The organism is Polynucleobacter hirudinilacicola (genome assembly GCF_002192535.1).
GTDB classification, from domain to species: Bacteria; Pseudomonadota; Gammaproteobacteria; order Burkholderiales; family Burkholderiaceae; genus Polynucleobacter; species Polynucleobacter hirudinilacicola.
Map to the genome: position 1 here is coordinate 428,238 of NZ_NAIA01000003.1, position 18,206 is coordinate 446,443.

Sequence of the window (18,206 nt, forward strand, 5' to 3'; positions counted from 1 at the left end):
GAAGGGGAGAAATATGGGTACGGGTGCAATTACACAATATATCGACGTGGCTCAAGTCGTTTTTTATATTTTTTTACTTTTCTTTGTTGGATTGATCATCTATCTAACACTAGAAAGTAAGCGCGAAGGATTTCCACTGGAAACTGAGCGTTATGGCCAAGTGCGTCGTGAAGACGGCATTTTAGGTATGCCAAGAGTGAAAAAATTTGTGACGGAGTTTGGCAAGACATACTACGCCCCACTTCAAACTCCTCCAGAACCAGAAAAAGTCTCTGCAGTTCCTATTCATCCATGGAATGGCGCTCCTTTATCTCCAGTTGGCAATCCGTTATTAGCAGGCGTTGGTCCTGGCTCTTATGCAAATCGTGCCGATCATGTGGATTACGACTTAGAGGGTCATGCGCGTATTCGACCATTGCGCAAGCTTCCGCATATTGCTATCTCAACCATCGATATCAATCCGATTGGTCTAGATGTTATCGGTGCAGATGGCAATAAAGGCGGTAAGGTAACTGACGTATGGGTAGACCATATGGAAATGATGATTCGCTATCTTGAGCTTGATGCTAATGGCAATAAGGTGCTGTTACCAATTAACTTCTCACGTATTGGTAAGCATGATATTCAGGTGCAATCGATTTTGTCAGACCAATTTGCACTGGTTCCAAAAACCAAGCATCCAGAAGAGGTTACTTTGCTGGAAGAAGAAAAAATCATGGCTTACTTTGGAGCAGGTACTTTGTATGCCACACCTGAGCGTCAGGAGCCATTGGCATGAGTCTCGATATCCATAACAGTCCAGAGCATGAGTTCGAACCTGAGCTAGGTCTTCCAGAAAGATTGCCACAGGGAGAGCGTATTTTATGGCAGGGCTCGCCCGATACTAAGGCGCTCTTGTTTAGAGTCTTTCATTTCAAAATGTTAGTCATCTATTTTGGTCTGTTATTGGCTTATCGTTTGGTGACTGGTTTCAGTGAGGGTGAGGCCTTCACTGAGATACTGTTTGCTGCACTCAACATTGTGGCTCTTTCAGGTTTGGGCTTGGGTTTGGTTGCACTGATTGCCTATTTAATGGCTTCAACAGCGATTTATACGATTACCAATAAGCGCGTTGTGATGCGTATTGGAATTGTGCTGAATATGACCTTTAATTTTCCGCTCAAGATGATTGAATCAGCGGATTGTGGTGTCGCTAAGCAGGGCTCTGGTGATATATATCTGAAGTTAAGCAAAGGAACCAAAATTGCGATTTTCCACTTATGGCCTCATGCAAGACCGGGGAAGTGGGCCGTCCCTCAGCCAACCTTCAGAAGTATTAAAAATTGTTCTGAAGTCGCTCAAATCTTGGTAGATGCATGGGCAGCCCAAAATAATGTCATTGCTCGTACAGTGCAGAAGAATGAGTCAAAAGAAGTGAATTCAAAGAACCCTTACTCTGGGATTGAAACAGCATGATTCTGCGTATGAATGCCACTCAGATGCAAAACTATATTGCATTGTTTATTGCTTCATTGTTGATGGCAATCATTCTGTTGATCGCAAATTATGTTCAGTCTGGAAAGTCAGAGCCTCAAGTTGATGCTGCTGTAATTACTAAGAAAACCCTGCACTTTAGAGACCTTCCGAATGGTGCGGTTGGCGTGATTTCTGCGGATAATGGGCAAATGATTGCCCAGGTTGAGGGTCAGGCTGGCTTTGTGAGGGGAATTTTGAGAGCATTAGCTCGTGATCGTCGGATTCGTCAGATCTCTAGCGATGATGCGTTTGAACTGGTTAGTCGTTCTGATGGAAGATTGACCTTGATTGATTTAGCAACGAATAATCGAATTGATTTGGAGTCATTCGGAAAAGATAACGCAGCTGAGTTCGCTGCTTTTTTAACTAGCGCGAGATAACTATGTCAAAGCAAAAGGTTCAATGTCACGTTGATATGTCGAATACCTCTGAGTTTCTGTACGCTCACGTAGACTTGAATGGGGTTCAAGTAGGACCAGGAGATGAGGTTCTAGTTCATGACCCTATTACTGATATCTCATTTGGTGAAGTATTGAGTTACGACCGAACCGCCACTGTTTCTAAAGCAGGTATCTTTTCACGACTCTGGGTGTATCTCACTGCAAGACTAGAGGTCACTATGCTATATGAGGTTAGTTTCTCGACCACTCGATTTAGTAAGGCTAAGAAATATCCTCGCCCAGCACCCAGTCAAGAGATTGCCCCAATTATTTTGAATGAAGGAGTGAAGGTATGAGTGCAAACGCGCCAACCATGCCAATGGGACGTCCCATTAACGAGTCAACTGACCGGGCTCTTGAAAATACCATTCTGAGCCCACGCTTTTATACAACGGACTTTGACGAAATGGACCGTTTTGATATCTCCTCTGTAAAGCCAGAGTGGGATCGCCTCATGCAGGAGTTTGACCAGGATATTAATCAAGCCCATTTTCAGCGTCCTGAAGATATGTCTAAGGACTACTCCCATCTTCCAGAAGGTCTATATCAAGAATTCTTAGACTTTTTAATTAGCTCGATTACTTCTGAATTCTCAGGCTGTGTTCTCTATTCAGAAATTAAGAAATCCATCAATAATCCCGAGCTTAAAAGTCTATTTACCTATATGGCCCGCGATGAGAGCAGGCATGCTGGCTTCATCAATCAATGGCTAAAAGATTTTGGCATCGGCGTGGATTTAGGATTTTTAGCAAGAACAAAAAAATATACATTCTTTAAGCCTAAGTTTATTTTTTATGCAACCTATCTTTCTGAGAAGATTGGTTATGCACGCTACATCATGATTTATCGCATTATTCAAAAGAAACCTGAGTTGCGTTTTCACCCGATATTCCTGTGGTTTGAAAAATGGTGCAATGATGAATTCCGTCATGGCGAAGCATTTGCATTGCTAATGCGCTCTAATCCGAAGTTGCTCAGTGGCGTGAATCGTCTATGGATCCGCTTTTTCCTGATCGCTGTTTACGCAACGATGTATGTTCGCGATCATTCCAGACCAGAATTTCATAAGGCATTAGGCGTTTCTCCAACAGACTATGACCGTCAAGTTCTGCAAATTACTTCTGATATTTCTAAGCAAGTATTCCCTTTCACCATAAACTTGGATGATCCAAGGGTTTGGGAAGGCTTTGAAAAACTGAGAAAGATATCGGATGAGGTGGAAGAGCTTAAGCAGAAGGGCGGAGTTCTGTCTGCGATTAAGCGTGGCGGATTAGCGGTTGCTGCGGCTACCACCTTCTTGCGTATTTATCTATTGCCAGTGGTTCCTAATGAGCTGCCAACAGATATTCGCTTAGTGCCTGTTTGGTAAGTCATTATGTATTTTTGGATAAGCCCCTTAATCTTTACCATCTTTGTATGGTGGTTTAGTACCGGCCTTATTCTGAAGATTAATAGCTTGCCAAGACATTACTTCAAGGTAATCTTTGCGCTTTCCATTGGCGTCTTATTGTTGGCATTTTGGGGATTGCAAATCTCGAGTCAACAAGCTACGGTTGCTGGAGCCTATTGCTCCTTCACTTGTGCAATTGTGATTTGGGGTTGGCAAGAGCTTGCTTTTTTACTTGGATATATTACTGGATCAAGACGTTCGGATTGTCCTCATGGCCTGAGTGGAATGAGACGTGCTTGGTATGCATTCCAAACTATTAATTATCATGAGCTAACTTTGCTCAGTCTCGGTATTGTCTTGTTCTTGATGAACCTAGAGGCTGTCAATCAGACTGGTTTTTGGACTTACATCATTCTCTGGGGAATGAGGCAAAGCACGAAGATTAATATCTTCTTAGGTGTCCTGAATTTCAATGAAGCCTTCTTGCCTCAGCATCTGAAATATCTCATTACTTACTTTAGACGTAAGGCAATGAACTTGCTGATGCCGTTCTCCATTTTGATTTCAGTTATTTTTTTAGTACCTATTTGGTCGCATGCGGCGTCTGAGTCATCAGTCTATGAGATGACCTCGTCAGCGCTACTTGGTACGTTGTTGGCGCTTGGATTGTTAGAGCACTTATTCCTGATCATGCCATTTCCCAGTGAGCTGTTGTGGAAGTGGGGTTATAAGAACCATCGTTGAATAATCATAATCAATGCGTTCGAATAAAACAATCTATCTAGCCCAGCCGCGTGGCTTTTGTGCAGGAGTAGAAAGGGCTATTCTCATCGTTGAAGAAGCGCTGAAAAAATATGGCGCCCCTATTTATGTGAGACATGAAATTATTCACAATGCCTATGTCGTGAAAGATTTTGAGTCGCGTGGCGTCATCTTCATTAATGAGCTAGATACGGTGCCTCAGGGTGCAATTCTGATTTTTAGTGCGCATGGTGTATCCAAGGCTGTTCGATTTGAAGCAGATGAGCGCCAATTTCAGGTCTTTGATGCTACTTGCCCATTGGTAGCCAAAGTGCATGCAGAAGTCGTTCGCCTAAAAGAGCGCGGCTATCAGATCATCATGATTGGACACCGTGGTCATCCAGAAGTGGAGGGCACTATGGGGCAAGTGGATTCCTCAATTCATTTGATCGAGCATGTACAAGATGTAGATCAACTTTCTTTTAAAGAGAATGAACTGATTGCTTATGTCACTCAAACAACATTATCTGTTGATGAGACACAAGAAATTACGGCTGCCCTGATGAAGAAATATCCACAGATTCATGCGCCTAAGCGTCAGGATATTTGTTATGCCACTCAGAATCGACAAGATGCAGTGAAGGCGATGCTTCCCCATGTAGATGTGGTGATTGTTGTAGGTAGTCAAAATAGCTCCAACTCAAAGCGACTACAAGAATTGGCAAGCAGCATGAATGTACCGGCGTATTTAGTTGACGATCCAAAGCAGATTCAGGCTGAGTGGTTTCAATCAATGAATAGCGTTGGTGTTACAGCGGGCGCATCTGCGCCTGAGGCTTTGACAGCCCAAATTACTGAAGCAATTAATAGTCTTTATCGAGGTACGGTTGTCCCAATGCCTGGGATTGAGGAAACCGTGAATTTTTCCCTCCCCAAGGGTTTGCTGGAAGCAGCCTAAACCCCCGAAATTCGTCTTTTCCCTTGATATATAAGGGTTTTCACTGGTAAAAATCAGGCTTAAAAGTGTCAAATTTAATTGACACTTTAATATGTCAATGACAAAATCATTTACATGAATCTGCCAGAACCACGAGCAATTTTGACGCTTTTAAAGCCGATTACTTGGTTTCCGCCAATGTGGGCGTTTGCCTGCGGATCTATTACTGGCACTGACAAGATTGCTGAAAATCTACCAATCTTTTTCCTCGGCTTATTGCTTACTGGGCCTCTGGTATGTGCTTCCAGTCAAGCAGTAAATGATTGGTACGACAGACATGTTGATGCGATTAACGAACCTAATCGACCCATTCCGTCAGGTCGTATTCCTGGTCGATGGGGTCTCTATATTGCAATACTGTGGTCGCTGATTTCATTATGGGTTGGAAGTTACTTGGGCCCCATTGGATTTTTAGCTACCTTGCTTGCTTTAGTGTTGGCATGGTTTTACAGCATGCCACCAATGCGTTTTAAAAATAACGGTTGGCTTGGCAATCTTGCATGTGGTGTGAGTTATGAAGGTTTGGCTTGGATTACTGGAGCAACCTTACTCTCCGGTGGAGTTCTGCCAAGCAAACCATCACTCTTACTTGCTGGTTTATATAGCGCTAGTGCACATGGAATCATGACCTTAAATGATTTCAAGGCGATTGAAGGTGATCGACAAATGGGTGTTCGATCTTTACCCGTGCAACTGGGCGCAATGAAAGCCGCCCAAGTATCTGCAGCCTTTATGTTGATCCCACAAGTGATCGTATTGGCTTTGCTACTGATGTGGGGTAAGCCTATCTACGCAATCGTGATTGGTGGGTTGATATTAGGACAAATCGTTTTATTAAGAGACTTCCTGAAAAGACCAGTTGAGAAAGCACTCTTTTACAGTGGCTTTGGCGTTCCAATCTTGGTCTCCGGAATGATGGTGGCTGCATTTGCAGTTAATAGTATGGGGATTGAGTCATGAGTATTGCTATGACACAGTCACTCTATCAGTCATCAACTTTTGGCTGGCTCAGTATTGTGCGCCTTGGCTTAGTACAGGCATGCATCGGCGCCATAGTCGTGATGACGACCTCTACTTTAAATCGCATCATGGTGGTTGAGTTAGCACTGCCTGCCAGTCTGCCTGGCTTGTTAGTAGCAATTCATTATTTTGTCCAAGTGATTAGACCGCGGATGGGATTTGAGTCTGATAGCGGAGCCAAAAGAACCCCATGGATTATTGGCGGTGTAGGTTTACTAGCCTTGGGTGGATTTGGTGCGGCCATTGCTACATCACTCATGGGTATTCACTTAATCCTTGGTATTGCAGCAGCAATCGTCGCCTTCTTCTTCATTGGTATCGGCGTGAGTATGAGTGGCACCTCTTTGCTAGCGCTGTTGGCAAAAGGCGTTAGCGATGAGAGAAGAGCCGCGGCTGCGACCACGGTATGGCTCATGATGATTTTTGGCTTTGCTCTGACGAGTGGTATTGCAGGTAAATTTCTTGACCCTTACTCGCCAGAAAAAGTCATTCTCATTTCCGGGATCATTTCATCGATAGCATGCTTTCTTACAGTGATAGCGCTCTATAGATTAGAGGGGCGCGAGCTACAAAATACCGCTGCAAGCAACACTCAAAAGGCGCCCTTCAGAAAGGCGCTAAGTGATATTTTGGCTGATCCTGATACCAAGAAATTCACCATCTTCATTTTCTTATCAATGTTTGCATTTAGTGCGCAGGATTTGATTTTGGAACCTTTTGCTGGAATGATTTTTAACTATTCTTTAGGTGAGACAACCAGTCTATCTGGCATTCAGCACTCAGGCGTACTCACCGGCATGTTATTAGTGGCAGTTTGTGGATCTAGCAGATTGCGGCCTTACTTTGGATCCTTGAGGTCTTGGATGATCTATGGCTGTCTCGCCTCTGCGCTAGCAATGTCTGGCTTAGTGATTGCTGGAATCTTGGAAGGTAACTGGCCATTAAAACTCAATGTATTTATCTTGGGGTTAGCGAATGGTGCTTTCTCTATTGCTGCTATCGCTTCAATGATGCGTTTGGCAGTTGTGGGTGGTGGCGGAAAAGAGGGCGTCAGGATTGGCCTTTGGGGTGGAGCTCAAGCAATTGCTTTTGGCTTAGGTGGTCTTTTAGGCGCTGGCGCTAGTGATCTTGCGCGATCTATTTTTACAAGCCCTGCATACGCATACGCATCTGTTTTTTTCATTGAAGCAATTCTGTTTGTTGCTTCTGCATATATGGCATCTCAAGTTGAGAGCAAAACTGGTAGTTCTAGTGGAGTGAGGTGAAACATGACAACTGAATTTATTTATGACGCAGTAGTTGTTGGTGGTGGTCCTGCTGGGGCTACTGCGGCTCAAACGCTTGCGCAAAAAGGGAAGCAGGTCTTGCTGCTGGATAAGCGTGGGCGTATTAAACCGTGTGGTGGTGCGATTCCTCCGCGTTTAATCAAAGATTTTCAGATCCCAGATGAGTTGCTGGTAGCGAAAGCAAAATCCGCCCGGATGGTATCTCCATTAGGAAAAACAGTGGATATACCTATTGAGAACGGCTTTGTAGGGATGGTCGATCGATCTCACTTTGATGAGTGGTTAAGACAGCGTGCCGTTGCGGCAGGAGCTACTCGTGAGGATGGTTTATTCGAGAACCTCACCAGAGAAGGTCCTTATGCACGTATTTACTATCGCACGCGAGGTGCTCGCGATGGCGATCATGGTAGCTTAAAGAGTGTTTTGGCCAAAGCAGTCATTGGTGCCGATGGCGCTAAATCCCAGGTGGGAAGAAGTGCAGGCGTACAGGGATGTGCTGAGGCAAATTATGTGTTTGCCTATCACGAGATTATTAAAACTCCATCCAATGCACCAAATTCTTTTGATGCCAGTCGCTGTGATGTTTTATACCAAAAGCCAGTTTCCCCTGATTTTTATGGCTGGGTCTTTCCTCATGGCGACACTATCAGTATTGGCACTGGTAGTGCTGATAAAGGCTTCTCTCTGAGAAATGCAGTGGCAAAGTTACGTGCTGATATTGGCTTAGAAGGCGCTGAATTGATTCGGCATGAAGGGGCGCCACTACCAATGAAGCCTTTAAAGAAATGGGATGACGGCCAGCAAGTAGTTTTAGCAGGTGATGCTGCTGGAGTGGTTGCTCCAGCATCTGGTGAAGGTATCTATTATGCGATGCTGGGTGGTCAACTGGCTGGTGAAGCTGTTGCTGAATTTGTAGAAAGCAATGATCCAGCAAAACTGAAATTGGCTCGCAAGCGATTTATGAAAGAGCACCGTATGACCTTTATTGTTTTGGGCATCATGCAATATTTTTGGTACTCGACCGATAAAAGACGTGAGAGTTTCGTGAAGATGTGTGAGGACAAAGACGTTCAAAAACTCACATTTGAGTCTTATATGAACAAAAAGCTCGTTCGCAAGAAACCGATGGCGCATCTCAAAATATTTATTAAGGATATGGGGCACTTATTGGGCCTAGCTAAAGTATGAAGATGTTTTTTCAACAGAAGTATCTCTGGCTAATTGCAGCTTGGATGGTGACCACTTCAGTCTTGGGTGGCTTGGCTACGAAGTTGGGGCCTTGGTACTTTTCTTTGATTCAACCGCCTTGGAAACCACCAGATTGGGCCTTTGGTATCGTTTGGACCACTATTTTTATTCTCTCTGCATTGGCATGGATGGTTGCTTTCAATGGTGGCGCTAGTCAGTCTCAGAAAAACAAAATCACCATGCTTTTTTGGTTGAATGGCTTTTTCAATGTGCTTTGGAGCGTCCTATATTTCCGGATGCAGCATCCCGATTGGTCGTTGATAGAGGCATTTTTCCTTTGGGGTTCTGTGCTTGCCATTATTTTGGTGATGTGGCCAATCCGTAGGCTCGCTGCATACCTCATGATGCCGTACTTGATTTGGGTAACGATTGCAATGTGCCTCAATTGGGAAACGCTGGTTCTGAATCCTGGGGCCTACTAAGCATATGCCAAGCATGAAACTGCTCAATCTCGGTGTGAATCATCATACTGCCCCGATTGATATTCGGGAGAGCGTAGCAGTTGCGCCTGAGGTTTTGCAAGATTCCTTAATTGATTTACGTAAGTACTTGCACAGAGAGAATGCAGAGCACCAGCCAGAGGTGGCAATTCTTTCTACTTGTAATCGCATGGAAATCTATTGTGCTGCCAATGATGTTGATTATGAGGATCATCATTTAGAGAGTCGTGCATTTGAATGGTTGGCTGCTCAGAATAATGTCCATAAAAATGAACTGCGTCCTTACATTTACTCTGCCAAGGAGAGCGATGCAGTCAAGCATGCCTTTAGGGTGGGCAGTGGCTTAGATTCGATGGTCTTAGGTGAAACTCAAATCCTAGGGCAAATGAAAAAAGCGATTGAGAACGCAAACCAAGTAGGAACCTTAGGAACTTATTTAAAGCCTCTATTTGATAAGACTTTCTCTGTAGCAAAAGTGGTTAGAGGAAATACGCAAATAGGTTCGAATTCTGTTTCAATGGCAGGCGCCTCCATCAAGTTGGTCGAGCGTATCTTTGGACCAATTAGTGAATGCAATGTTTTATTCATTGGTGCTGGCGAGATGATTAGCCTGTGCGCAAATCATTTTGCAGGTAAAAATCCTAAAAAGATTGCCATTTCCAACCGTACCATTGATCGCGGAAGTGAATTAATTCAGGCTTTTGCTAGCCAAAATTTACAGACCGAAGTTTTCCCTTTGGCTGACTTGCCCAAGCATCTTCATCAATATGATGTTGTGGTCTCCTGTACAGCGAGCTCCTTGCCGATTGTAGGCATGGGGATGGTGAAAACGGCACTGAAAGCTCGGCAGTCTCGCCCGATAGCACTCATTGATTTAGCGGTGCCAAGAGATTTTGAGCCTGAAATTAAGAGTTTAAAAAATGCTTATCTCTACTCCATCGATGATCTCGGTGAAATCGTCAATGCTGGAAAGGCTAACCGACTTGAATCAATCGGTGAAGCAGAAAAGATTATTGAAAAAGGGGTTATAGAGTTTTATGAAACTCTAGGGAAGAGGGCGGTAGTGCCGATTATTAGGTCAATCCAAGATGTGGGTGAGCAATATCAAAAGATTGAGCTAGAAAAGGCAAGCAGAAGAATTGCAAACGGCGATGATCCGATGGTGGTTCTCTCCCATATGGCTATTGCACTTGCTAATAAGTTTATGCATGCCCCGATTCATGCTTTGAAGCAGTCTTCTGATGAAAATTTAGAAGAGTACAAAAAAATTATTTCCAAAATCTACTCGTCGAAGTGAGGTTGCTATGTTAAAAATGACAAACTTCCTTGAGACCATATCAGCCCCCGATGAATTAAGGGGGTTGGAGGTTTCCAAGCTGCCCCAAATTGCTCAAGAGCTGCGTAATTTCATATTAACTTCTGTCTCAGGTACGGGCGGCCATCTCTCATCCAATTTGGGAACTGTGGAATTAGCCCTAGCGCTTCACTATGTATTTGATACACCCTATGATCGTTTGGTTTGGGATGTAGGCCATCAAAGTTATGCTCATAAAATATTGACGGGTCGCCGCGAGGCAATGTCAGGACTGCGCCAGTTTGACGGTATTTCAGGATTTCCTAAGAGAAGTGAGAGTGAGTACGATGCATTTGGTACAGCTCACTCATCTACCAGTATCTCAGCTGCTTTGGGTATGGCGGTAGCTGCAAAAAATAAGAATGAGCAGCGCAATGTCGTAGCTATTATTGGCGATGGAGCAATGAGTGCCGGTATGGCGTTTGAGGCTATGAATAATGCTGGCGTCAATAAAAAAGTTCCCCTCATTGTGATTCTTAATGACAACGAGATGTCGATTTCTCCGGCAGTCGGAGCATTGAATCGCTATTTGGTGAAATTAATTTCTGGCTCTATGTATGCTGCTACTAAAAGAGGGTTAGATAAAGTTCTTTCTGTAGCTCCGCCGATTCGTGAATTTGCCAAAAGACTTGAGGGCCACACAAAAGGAATGCTGGGACCAGCAACGATTTTTGAAGAGTTTGGATTTGATTACTACGGCCCGATTGATGGCCATAATTTGGATGTATTGGTATCGACCTTACAAAACATTAAGGTTCTTGCTCAAACAGAAGGACCACAATTTCTTCATGTGATTACCAAGAAGGGTAAAGGCTATGCACTAGCTGAGGCTGATCCTATTGCCTACCATGGCCCGAGTCCATTTAATCCAATCGTGGGTATACAAGCCAAGCCTGCCAGTAAAAAAACCTATACCCAAATTTTTGGAGAATGGTTGTGCGATATGGGTGAGGCGGATGAGCGATTAATGGCAATTACTCCAGCGATGCGCGAAGGCTCTGGATTGGTGGAATTTGAAAAGCGCTTTCCTGAACGATATTTTGATGTTGGTATTGCAGAGCAACACGCTGTGACATTCGCTGCGGGCATTGCTTGTGAAGGATTAAAGCCAGTCGTTGCAATTTACTCGACTTTTTTACAGCGAGGCTACGATCAACTAATCCATGATGTCACCTTACAAAACTTACCAGTAGTATTTGCAATTGATCGTGCTGGCATGGTTGGCGCAGACGGCGCAACGCATGCGGGCGCATTTGACGTCGCATTCTTACGTTGCCTGCCTAATTTGATTCTCATGACACCCGCGAATGAGCAAGAGTGCAGAGCAATGCTTACCACTGCCTTTAAGCATGATGGTCCTGCTGCTGTTCGTTATCCTCGCGGATCTGGCATTGGACTTGAGACTACTGGCCAAGCATTAGAGTCTTTACCAATTGGCAAGGGCCTCGTTGTCAGATCAATATCTGAACAACTTCCCCCTCAGAAAAAGATTGCCTTTATTTGCTTCGGGCCACTGCTATATAACGCTCTCTCAGTTGCAAAAGAGATCAATGCCACGGTTATTGATATGCGCTTCGTGAAGCCTTTGGACGAGGAATTGTTGTGCGATATCGCCCGCACCCACGATGCCTTGGTGTTTGTCGAGGACAGTGCCGTGAAGGGTGGAGCAGGTAGTGCCTGTCTTGAGGTTCTGGCCGATCAAAATATTCAAATTGAATCTTTGCAAATGGGATTGCCTGATGAATATGTTGAGCATGGCGATGTCAATTTCTTATTAGATCTCTATGGGCTCTCTTCCGAGAAAATGAAGCAAAGAGTTACAGCGCGATTCCTCTAGGGATCAATCGACAATGGAGTCTATTGAGATTGCCCCATTTCGCGAGTTGTGTACCGATTGTGGAGTATCTAGAACAAAACAGCCCAAGCGTTGTGCTACTGCTTGTCAATTCATTCAGCCAAATTACCCACAATTTGAAATCTCTACGCACGGCAGAGTCCGTAATATAGGCGACTCAGACGAAGTCTTCTTTGGGACTTATCTGCAGATGTATAGGGCGCGATTAAAGCAGCCTCTAGAAGGCGCTCAGTGGACGGGGATTATTACTCGATTATGTGAGCTATTGTTAGAGCAAGACCTTGTGGATGCGGTGATTACAATGGCATCTGATCCAGAGGATAAGTGGCGCCCTCAGCCGGTAATTATTAATCGCGCTCAGGATATGCAGCTTTGTAGGGGAATGAAAATGGGTTACGCACCCATTGTTCAATACCTCGAACAAGCCAAAGAGCTCGGCCACCAAAGGGTTGCGATGGTTGGCATACCTTGTCAGGTTTACGCCGCCAGAGCGCTTGAGAAAGAATTGGGCTTTGAAAAACTATTCATTATTGGCTCACCTTGCTCAGACAACACAACCACAGAAAATTTCCATCATTTTTTAGGTTTGCTATCTCACAAGCCAGAAGAAATCACTTACTTAGAATTTAGAGCCGATTACCACGTAGAGTTACGTTTTGCAGATGGACGTATTCAAGAGATTCCTTTCTTGAAGCTGCCGCTTTCAGATTTGCCAGGTGATTTCTTCCCGACCACTTGTAAGACCTGTGTTGACTACGTCAATTCGCTTTCGGATATTACAGTTGGGTATATGGCCGGCACAGGAGAGCAATGGTTAATTGTGCGGAATGCGCGTGGGCAGGAGCTGGCTAAGTTATTAGGCCCAGAAATCCATCTTGAAGCCTTGCAGTCAGCTGGAAATCGTTTGGGGCCAGTAAAAGGCTTTATGAAGAATGTCGAGTTGGCTGCTGGAGGCTTACCCCTGCAGCGAATGCCGAATTTTATGAGAAGTATTTTTGCCTGGGTGATGCCCAGATTTGGACCTCGTGGCCTGGAGTTTGCAAAAGCAAGGGTTGAAATGAAGGCTATTGAGTCCGTCATTCATTTACGCAATACTGCGCCGCACAAAATCAAGAACATGGTGCCAAATCATGTTTGGCAAGTTGTCCGGAAGTATGGATTAGAGCCTAGAAACGATGAAATCAAGGACTCTAGGGAAAGCACCTACAGTTAAGTGTTTGTGAATTTCCCGGAAAGAATTTATAACGTAAGGATTCTAATTAAGAGGCTCTTAGGCAGCCACGGTAATTTTCAAAAGTTCTTTTGAGACCGTGACTTGATCTGGTGATGTTCATGAATTTATCTAGGCTGGTGAGCATTGCAGGATTTAAGAAGAAATCCAAGCAGGATGACTTTAAGTTGGACCAACAACAGTCATCTAAGTCATCAGACAGGATGTGGGAGGATTGTCTGGTATCTAATGCGCCATCGCAGGCGACTTTTAAAAAAGAACAAGATACCCATCCACTTGAAAAAGCTTGTACAGAAGCTGAGTACCTCGAGTCCCTGGTAAGGACAATCGAGGGGAAAATACTGCCCCATATTATTGAGCAGCATCTCGAGTCTTCCATTCCAGAAGACTTGCTGGCAAAAGCAACCATTGACGAAAACAATATCCTTCAATTAACTAATTTGGTTCTCCAGGAGGATGCGCGCATCTCGGTTGATTTCGTAAAAGAGATTCATGCTTCTGGAACAAGCTTAGAAGATATTTATTTGCTCTTATTAACCCCAGTTGCCAGAAAGCTTGGAGCAATGTGGGAGGAAGATGAATCTAGCTTCACAGAAGTCACCATCGCGCTTTGGCGCATTAAGCAGTTGATGTATGACTTGAGCCCGATATTTCAACAGTATGCAGAGCAAAATAAAACGGGCTCTAGCATTATGCTGGTACCGTTGCCTGGCTCTCAGCACAACTTAGGCCTGTTTATGGTTTCTGAATTCTTTGCCAAAGCTGGATGGCGTATTTGGGGCGAGTTGGCTGCGACAGAAGAAGAAATTATTCAGATGGCCGCCAATGAATGGTTTGATGTTGTCGGTTTATCAGCCAGTGTTCGGGAGCAATTTCCGCAGCTCAAAGAGTTGATTAAGAGCATCAAGGCTAAATCAAAAAATCCCAATGTAGGTGTCATCATTGGCAGCCCGGTATTTAATCAGTTTCCTGAGCTCGTCGATGATCTAGGTGCAGATATGGTGGGAATGGATGCTGAGGATGCACTGGAGAAAGCCACTTTTTACGTTGAGCGATTGCGCTAGTACAAAATCTTAATATGTCTCGTGCGCATCGAATAGTGATTGTAGGTGGTGGGGCAGGCGGGCTTGAATTAGCCACCAAGCTGGGCGATAGCTATAGTGCCGATAAGATAGCTGTCACCCTAGTTGATAAAAATAGAACGCACATCTGGAAACCAAAGCTACATGAAGTAGCGGCGGGATCGATGGATCTTGCCGATCAAGAGCTAGATTACATTGCTCAAGCCCATTGGCACCACTTCAGGTTTCGATTGGGTGAGCTAGTTGGCATCGATAGAGATAAGAAAGAAATTCAGGTTGCCCCCTATATAGATGAGTCGGGTGAGCTGGTTACGCCTACCCAAGCCATTCCTTATGACACCCTAGTCATTTCAATTGGCAGCCTCACAAATGACTTTGGAACTCAGGGTGTTGAGCAATATGCTCAAAGACTGGAGTCCTTGGGCGATGCTAAACGTTTTCATCTACGCCTGGTAAATGCTTGCCTAAGAGCGCAAGCTCAAACTAGTACATTGGCTCCACATCAATTAAAGGTTGCGATTATTGGTGCGGGGGCGACTGGGGTTGAGCTGGCAGCTGAATTACATCGCACAACGCGTGCCATCATTTCTTTCGGAATGGATAGAGTTGACCCTGAAAAAGATTTGAAAGTAGTCCTCATCGAAGCCGCTCCTAAAATTTTGCCAGCACTTTCAGAGCGGATCTCGCTAGCAGCAGAGAAATTATTGACTGACCTTGGCGTTAAGGTGATGACAAATGCGAAGGTACAAAAAGTTCAAGCAGATAAGGTAGTGCTTGCCGATGGCCAGGAGATTCCAGCTGAACTGATTGTTTGGGCTGCAGGAGTGAAGGCACCCGATTTTCTAAAAGGTATCGGTGGCTTGGAGACTAATCATGTCAATCAGCTTTTAGTTTTACCAACACTACAAACCACTTTAGATCAAAATATATTTGCTATCGGCGACTGCGCTGCATGCCCTTGGCCTGAGGCAAACAACGGCAAGGGAGGCATTGTGCCACCACGTGCCCAAGCAGCCCATCAGCAAGCATCGCATCTATATAAACAAATCAACCGAATTATTCATCATCAACCCCTGAAGCCTTATCAATATCGAGACTTTGGTTCTTTGGTTTCGCTTGGGGAATATAGTAGCGTCGGTAGCATGATGGGCGGCCTGATTGGCGGAAGCCTGATGGTTGAGGGGCTCTTTGCTAAATTAATGTACATCAGCCTGTACAAGCTACATCAATTGGCTTTACATGGTTGGTTTAAGGTTTTTCTAGATACCTTAAGTCGATTGATTCACCGCAGAACACATTCAATTGTAAAATTGCACTAGTTAGACTTGTGCAAGTATTTTTCCATTGAACTGAGATCTCTGTAGTAAATGCTGGAGTTACGTCAAACCGCCCTTGAAATACTAGTCATCACAGATCCGAAAACGAAGGTTAATCGGGTTCAACAATTATTTGCTGATTACCATCAGGAGCACATTACTCTAGACGTTTCTGCTACTTTAAATTCAAAAGATCTCACGCTTCCTGGACGCCCTCAAAAGCCAGAGTTAGTCCCGCCATTAACAGTCCCCAAAAGAAGGATGGATACCGCTGAAGGCAGACTTTCTTTGCTGCACTCACTGGCCCACATTGAATTTAATGCGATGAATCTTGCGCTTGATGCAATTTGGCGATTTGCTGATATGCCAACGCAATACTATGCAGATTGGTTAAAGGTTACAAAAGAAGAGGCTTACCACTTTAGTTTGATAGAAGATCATTTACAGTCTGTTGGTGTTGCGTATGGAGATTTTCCTGCTCACAACAGTCTGTGGGAGATGGTTGAGAGAACTGCAGATGCAGTCATTGCCAGAATGGCCCTGGTCCCCAGAACCATGGAGGCTAGAGGCTTGGATGCGGTGCCCGCCATTCGTGATCGTTTTAAACAGATTAAGGATGCTCAGGTTGTTGAAATTTTAGAAATTATCCTCAGGGATGAGGTAGGGCATGTATTGATTGGCAATCAATGGTTTAATTTCTTATGCGCCAAGGAAGGTTTATCTCCAATCAAGACATATCAGGACTTAGCCAAAGCCTATCGTGCGCCAGTATTAAAGGGGCCATTTAATTTAGAGGCTCGCAAACAAGCGGGATTTACTACTGAAGAATTAACTCTACTTGGAACATAATTAGAAAACGTCTGGAGAACATATGAATTTATCTCGTCGAACATTCATTACATCAGCCGCATTAGCTCCGGTAGCGTGTGGCGTTCCTCTATCTTATGAAAAAGGTATCCCTGTCCCCGCTCCGAAGCCTGCGCCCAATATTCGCCCGCCACAGATTGGTCAGGAGTGGACATATATCAAGAAAGATGTTTTTAACGGAAAGACACTTGGAATTATTACCGAGCGTGTCTCGAAGATTGGTTCGACGATTGTCATTGATCGCAGTTCTGCGGATGGTGGGATGCTCCCTAGTGAGATTCAAACTTCTTGGGGCATGGTTGCTACTGATACGCAATGGCCACGCTTACTGAACTTTAGCCCCTCATTACCCTTATGGCCGCTTGAGCTCTCGACTGCTTGGAGCAAGCAATTTACTACCAAATACAGTATTCCTGGATATTCAGATTCAAGGATGAATTGGCAGGAGTATATGAGCGTTCAGGGTTGGGAGCAGATTACAGTTCCTGCAGGAGTTTTTATTGCACTCCGTTTTCAGAATCTAATTAACTTTGAAAATTCGGATCCCAACATCGTTGATTGCATTCGCAGGGAAACAGTTTGGTTCGCTCCTCAAATTGGCCGTTGGGTCGCAAGAGAGGCATCAGGCTCTTATCAAATACAAGGTTCAATTGGTGCTGTGTTTCAAGAGGGAAGCTATCAGTGGCAACTTACCTCTTATAAGTAATGAGAATAGACCGCTTACGAATATTTCTAGTTTCGCTCCTCCCAATCATTTTGGCGGGGTGCATATCTGCGCAACCATTTCCTGAGGGTGTGAATGTAGCCCAGCCAGTATCACCACCTGTCGTTAGGGCGCCCAAAGTTGGGCAGGAGTGGGTGTATCAGGTGCGCAATGTATTTAATCAAGAAATTCTTGATACCGTAACTGAGAGAGTGGTCTCAGTTGGCAGTGAAATTCGTATTGAAAGGTCAGGACTGAATGCTGGCCAGCTTCCAGACGAGATTCAATCATCTTGGGGAATGATTGTGCAAGATCCGCATTGGAATCCTACGCAGATATTTCAAAAGGGAATCCCTCTTTGGCCAGAGCAGTTTCAAGTAGGTTGGTCTCGGTTTTATAACACTCAGTATCAAGTGCTGAACTATCCAAACGCCAATTATTATTGGGGGCTCAGTATGGCAGGGGCCGCTTGGGAGCAAATTCAAGTTCCGGCGGGAAAGTTTCTAATCTTTCATTACCATAATGAAATGCCTTCTTTTGAAAGTAACGACGTCTTTAGGATGGCAAGTTATCGTCAAGAGGATATATGGCTTGCCCCTGAAATTGGCCGCTGGGTCATACGCAGGGGGTATGGACGCTATTTGATGTCTGGTGATTTTTGGACCGACGCTCACTGGGAAGACTATCTGCAATGGGAGCTAGTCTCCTGGAAGTAGCAATG

19 protein-coding genes are annotated in these 18,206 nt (G+C 44.5%); all 19 read left to right on the forward strand.

Features of this window, described 5'->3' with window-relative positions:
- Positions 1–13 precede the first annotated feature (13 nt).
- Positions 14–778 (forward strand): photosynthetic reaction center subunit H, encoded by a 765-nt coding sequence (gene puhA / locus B6A14_RS06255; RefSeq protein ID WP_087909646.1) that lies wholly within the window; start codon positions 14–16, stop codon positions 776–778.
- A complete protein-coding gene (gene puhB, locus B6A14_RS06260; RefSeq protein ID WP_087909647.1) occupies positions 775–1,455 on the forward strand; it encodes a photosynthetic complex putative assembly protein PuhB in 681 nt (226 codons plus the stop codon). The genes puhA and puhB overlap by 4 nt, the downstream gene beginning before the upstream one ends.
- Entirely contained in the window at positions 1,452–1,895 is a 444-nt protein-coding gene (puhC, locus tag B6A14_RS06265) for a photosynthetic complex assembly protein PuhC (RefSeq protein ID WP_087909648.1), read from the forward strand. Before puhB ends, puhC begins: the two co-directional genes overlap by 4 nt.
- A gap of 2 nt (positions 1,896–1,897) precedes the next feature.
- Positions 1,898–2,251 carry a hypothetical protein gene (locus B6A14_RS06270; RefSeq protein WP_201721486.1) on the forward strand — a complete coding sequence of 118 codons (354 nt, stop codon included), beginning with the start codon at positions 1,898–1,900 and terminating at the stop codon, positions 2,249–2,251.
- Positions 2,248–3,324, forward strand: a complete 1,077-nt coding sequence (gene acsF / locus B6A14_RS06275; protein ID WP_087909649.1) for a magnesium-protoporphyrin IX monomethyl ester (oxidative) cyclase — start codon at positions 2,248–2,250, stop codon at positions 3,322–3,324. The genes B6A14_RS06270 and acsF overlap by 4 nt, the downstream gene beginning before the upstream one ends.
- A 6-nt stretch (positions 3,325–3,330) precedes the next feature.
- Positions 3,331–4,089, forward strand: coding sequence for a putative photosynthetic complex assembly protein PuhE (gene puhE / locus B6A14_RS06280; protein WP_087909650.1), 759 nt, complete (start codon positions 3,331–3,333; stop codon positions 4,087–4,089).
- 13 nt (positions 4,090–4,102) lie between these two features.
- The gene (gene ispH / locus B6A14_RS06285; RefSeq protein WP_087909651.1) at positions 4,103–5,044 is read left to right on the forward strand and encodes a 4-hydroxy-3-methylbut-2-enyl diphosphate reductase; all 942 of its coding nucleotides are present in this window, start codon (positions 4,103–4,105) and stop codon (positions 5,042–5,044) included.
- Positions 5,045–5,158: 114 nt separating this feature from the next.
- The gene (gene chlG, locus B6A14_RS06290) at positions 5,159–6,043 is read left to right on the forward strand and encodes a chlorophyll synthase ChlG (RefSeq protein ID WP_087909652.1); all 885 of its coding nucleotides are present in this window, start codon (positions 5,159–5,161) and stop codon (positions 6,041–6,043) included.
- Entirely contained in the window at positions 6,040–7,368 is a 1,329-nt protein-coding gene (locus tag B6A14_RS06295; RefSeq protein WP_236635679.1) for a BCD family MFS transporter, read from the forward strand. The genes chlG and B6A14_RS06295 overlap by 4 nt, the downstream gene beginning before the upstream one ends.
- Before the next feature lie 3 nt (positions 7,369–7,371).
- Positions 7,372–8,577 carry a geranylgeranyl diphosphate reductase gene (locus B6A14_RS06300; RefSeq protein ID WP_087909653.1) on the forward strand — a complete coding sequence of 402 codons (1,206 nt, stop codon included), beginning with the start codon at positions 7,372–7,374 and terminating at the stop codon, positions 8,575–8,577.
- 2 nt (positions 8,578–8,579) lie between these two features.
- Positions 8,580–9,059 (forward strand): TspO/MBR family protein, encoded by a 480-nt coding sequence (locus tag B6A14_RS06305; RefSeq protein WP_201721487.1) that lies wholly within the window; start codon positions 8,580–8,582, stop codon positions 9,057–9,059.
- 13 nt (positions 9,060–9,072) lie between these two features.
- The gene (gene hemA, locus B6A14_RS06310) at positions 9,073–10,374 is read left to right on the forward strand and encodes a glutamyl-tRNA reductase (protein WP_087910297.1); all 1,302 of its coding nucleotides are present in this window, start codon (positions 9,073–9,075) and stop codon (positions 10,372–10,374) included.
- 16 nt (positions 10,375–10,390) lie between these two features.
- Entirely contained in the window at positions 10,391–12,268 is a 1,878-nt protein-coding gene (gene dxs, locus B6A14_RS06315; RefSeq protein ID WP_087910298.1) for a 1-deoxy-D-xylulose-5-phosphate synthase, read from the forward strand.
- Positions 12,269–12,281: 13 nt separating this feature from the next.
- A complete protein-coding gene (locus tag B6A14_RS06320) occupies positions 12,282–13,499 on the forward strand; it encodes a Coenzyme F420 hydrogenase/dehydrogenase, beta subunit C-terminal domain (protein ID WP_087909654.1) in 1,218 nt (405 codons plus the stop codon).
- A 119-nt stretch (positions 13,500–13,618) separates the two neighbouring features.
- On the forward strand, positions 13,619–14,581 hold the full coding sequence (locus tag B6A14_RS06325) for a cobalamin B12-binding domain-containing protein (RefSeq protein ID WP_161491116.1): 963 nt from the start codon (positions 13,619–13,621) through the stop codon (positions 14,579–14,581).
- A gap of 14 nt (positions 14,582–14,595) precedes the next feature.
- Complete coding sequence (locus B6A14_RS06330; protein WP_087909656.1) at positions 14,596–15,918, forward strand: NAD(P)/FAD-dependent oxidoreductase; 1,323 nt, start codon at positions 14,596–14,598, stop codon at positions 15,916–15,918.
- Positions 15,919–15,966: 48 nt separating this feature from the next.
- On the forward strand, positions 15,967–16,764 hold the full coding sequence (locus B6A14_RS06335; protein ID WP_087909657.1) for a ferritin-like domain-containing protein: 798 nt from the start codon (positions 15,967–15,969) through the stop codon (positions 16,762–16,764).
- A gap of 22 nt (positions 16,765–16,786) precedes the next feature.
- On the forward strand, positions 16,787–17,488 hold the full coding sequence (locus tag B6A14_RS06340) for a hypothetical protein (RefSeq protein WP_087909658.1): 702 nt from the start codon (positions 16,787–16,789) through the stop codon (positions 17,486–17,488).
- Complete coding sequence (locus tag B6A14_RS06345; protein WP_087909659.1) at positions 17,488–18,201, forward strand: hypothetical protein; 714 nt, start codon at positions 17,488–17,490, stop codon at positions 18,199–18,201. Before B6A14_RS06340 ends, B6A14_RS06345 begins: the two co-directional genes overlap by 1 nt.
- Positions 18,202–18,206 lie beyond the last annotated feature (5 nt).

Excerpts from the sequence above, each read along its gene's own strand:
- B6A14_RS06335 (WP_087909657.1), top strand. The coding sequence starts at position 15,967 with ATGCTGGAGTTACGTCAAACCGCCCTTGAAATACTAGTCATCACAGAT.
- B6A14_RS06325 (WP_161491116.1), top strand. The coding sequence starts at position 13,619 with ATGAATTTATCTAGGCTGGTGAGCATTGCAGGATTTAAGAAGAAATCC.
- ispH (WP_087909651.1), top strand. The coding sequence starts at position 4,103 with ATGCGTTCGAATAAAACAATCTATCTAGCCCAGCCGCGTGGCTTTTGT.
- B6A14_RS06270 (WP_201721486.1), top strand. The coding sequence starts at position 1,898 with ATGTCAAAGCAAAAGGTTCAATGTCACGTTGATATGTCGAATACCTCT.
- puhE (WP_087909650.1), top strand. The coding sequence starts at position 3,331 with ATGTATTTTTGGATAAGCCCCTTAATCTTTACCATCTTTGTATGGTGG.
- acsF (WP_087909649.1), top strand. The coding sequence starts at position 2,248 with ATGAGTGCAAACGCGCCAACCATGCCAATGGGACGTCCCATTAACGAG.
- B6A14_RS06345 (WP_087909659.1), top strand. The coding sequence starts at position 17,488 with ATGAGAATAGACCGCTTACGAATATTTCTAGTTTCGCTCCTCCCAATC.
- chlG (WP_087909652.1), top strand. The coding sequence starts at position 5,159 with ATGAATCTGCCAGAACCACGAGCAATTTTGACGCTTTTAAAGCCGATT.
- dxs (WP_087910298.1), top strand. The coding sequence starts at position 10,391 with ATGACAAACTTCCTTGAGACCATATCAGCCCCCGATGAATTAAGGGGG.
- puhC (WP_087909648.1), top strand. The coding sequence starts at position 1,452 with ATGATTCTGCGTATGAATGCCACTCAGATGCAAAACTATATTGCATTG.
- hemA (WP_087910297.1), top strand. The coding sequence starts at position 9,073 with ATGAAACTGCTCAATCTCGGTGTGAATCATCATACTGCCCCGATTGAT.
- B6A14_RS06305 (WP_201721487.1), top strand. The coding sequence starts at position 8,580 with ATGTTTTTTCAACAGAAGTATCTCTGGCTAATTGCAGCTTGGATGGTG.
- B6A14_RS06300 (WP_087909653.1), top strand. The coding sequence starts at position 7,372 with ATGACAACTGAATTTATTTATGACGCAGTAGTTGTTGGTGGTGGTCCT.
- puhB (WP_087909647.1), top strand. The coding sequence starts at position 775 with ATGAGTCTCGATATCCATAACAGTCCAGAGCATGAGTTCGAACCTGAG.
- B6A14_RS06330 (WP_087909656.1), top strand. The coding sequence starts at position 14,596 with ATGTCTCGTGCGCATCGAATAGTGATTGTAGGTGGTGGGGCAGGCGGG.
- B6A14_RS06295 (WP_236635679.1), top strand. The coding sequence starts at position 6,040 with ATGAGTATTGCTATGACACAGTCACTCTATCAGTCATCAACTTTTGGC.
- B6A14_RS06320 (WP_087909654.1), top strand. The coding sequence starts at position 12,282 with ATGGAGTCTATTGAGATTGCCCCATTTCGCGAGTTGTGTACCGATTGT.
- puhA (WP_087909646.1), top strand. The coding sequence starts at position 14 with ATGGGTACGGGTGCAATTACACAATATATCGACGTGGCTCAAGTCGTT.
- B6A14_RS06340 (WP_087909658.1), top strand. The coding sequence starts at position 16,787 with ATGAATTTATCTCGTCGAACATTCATTACATCAGCCGCATTAGCTCCG.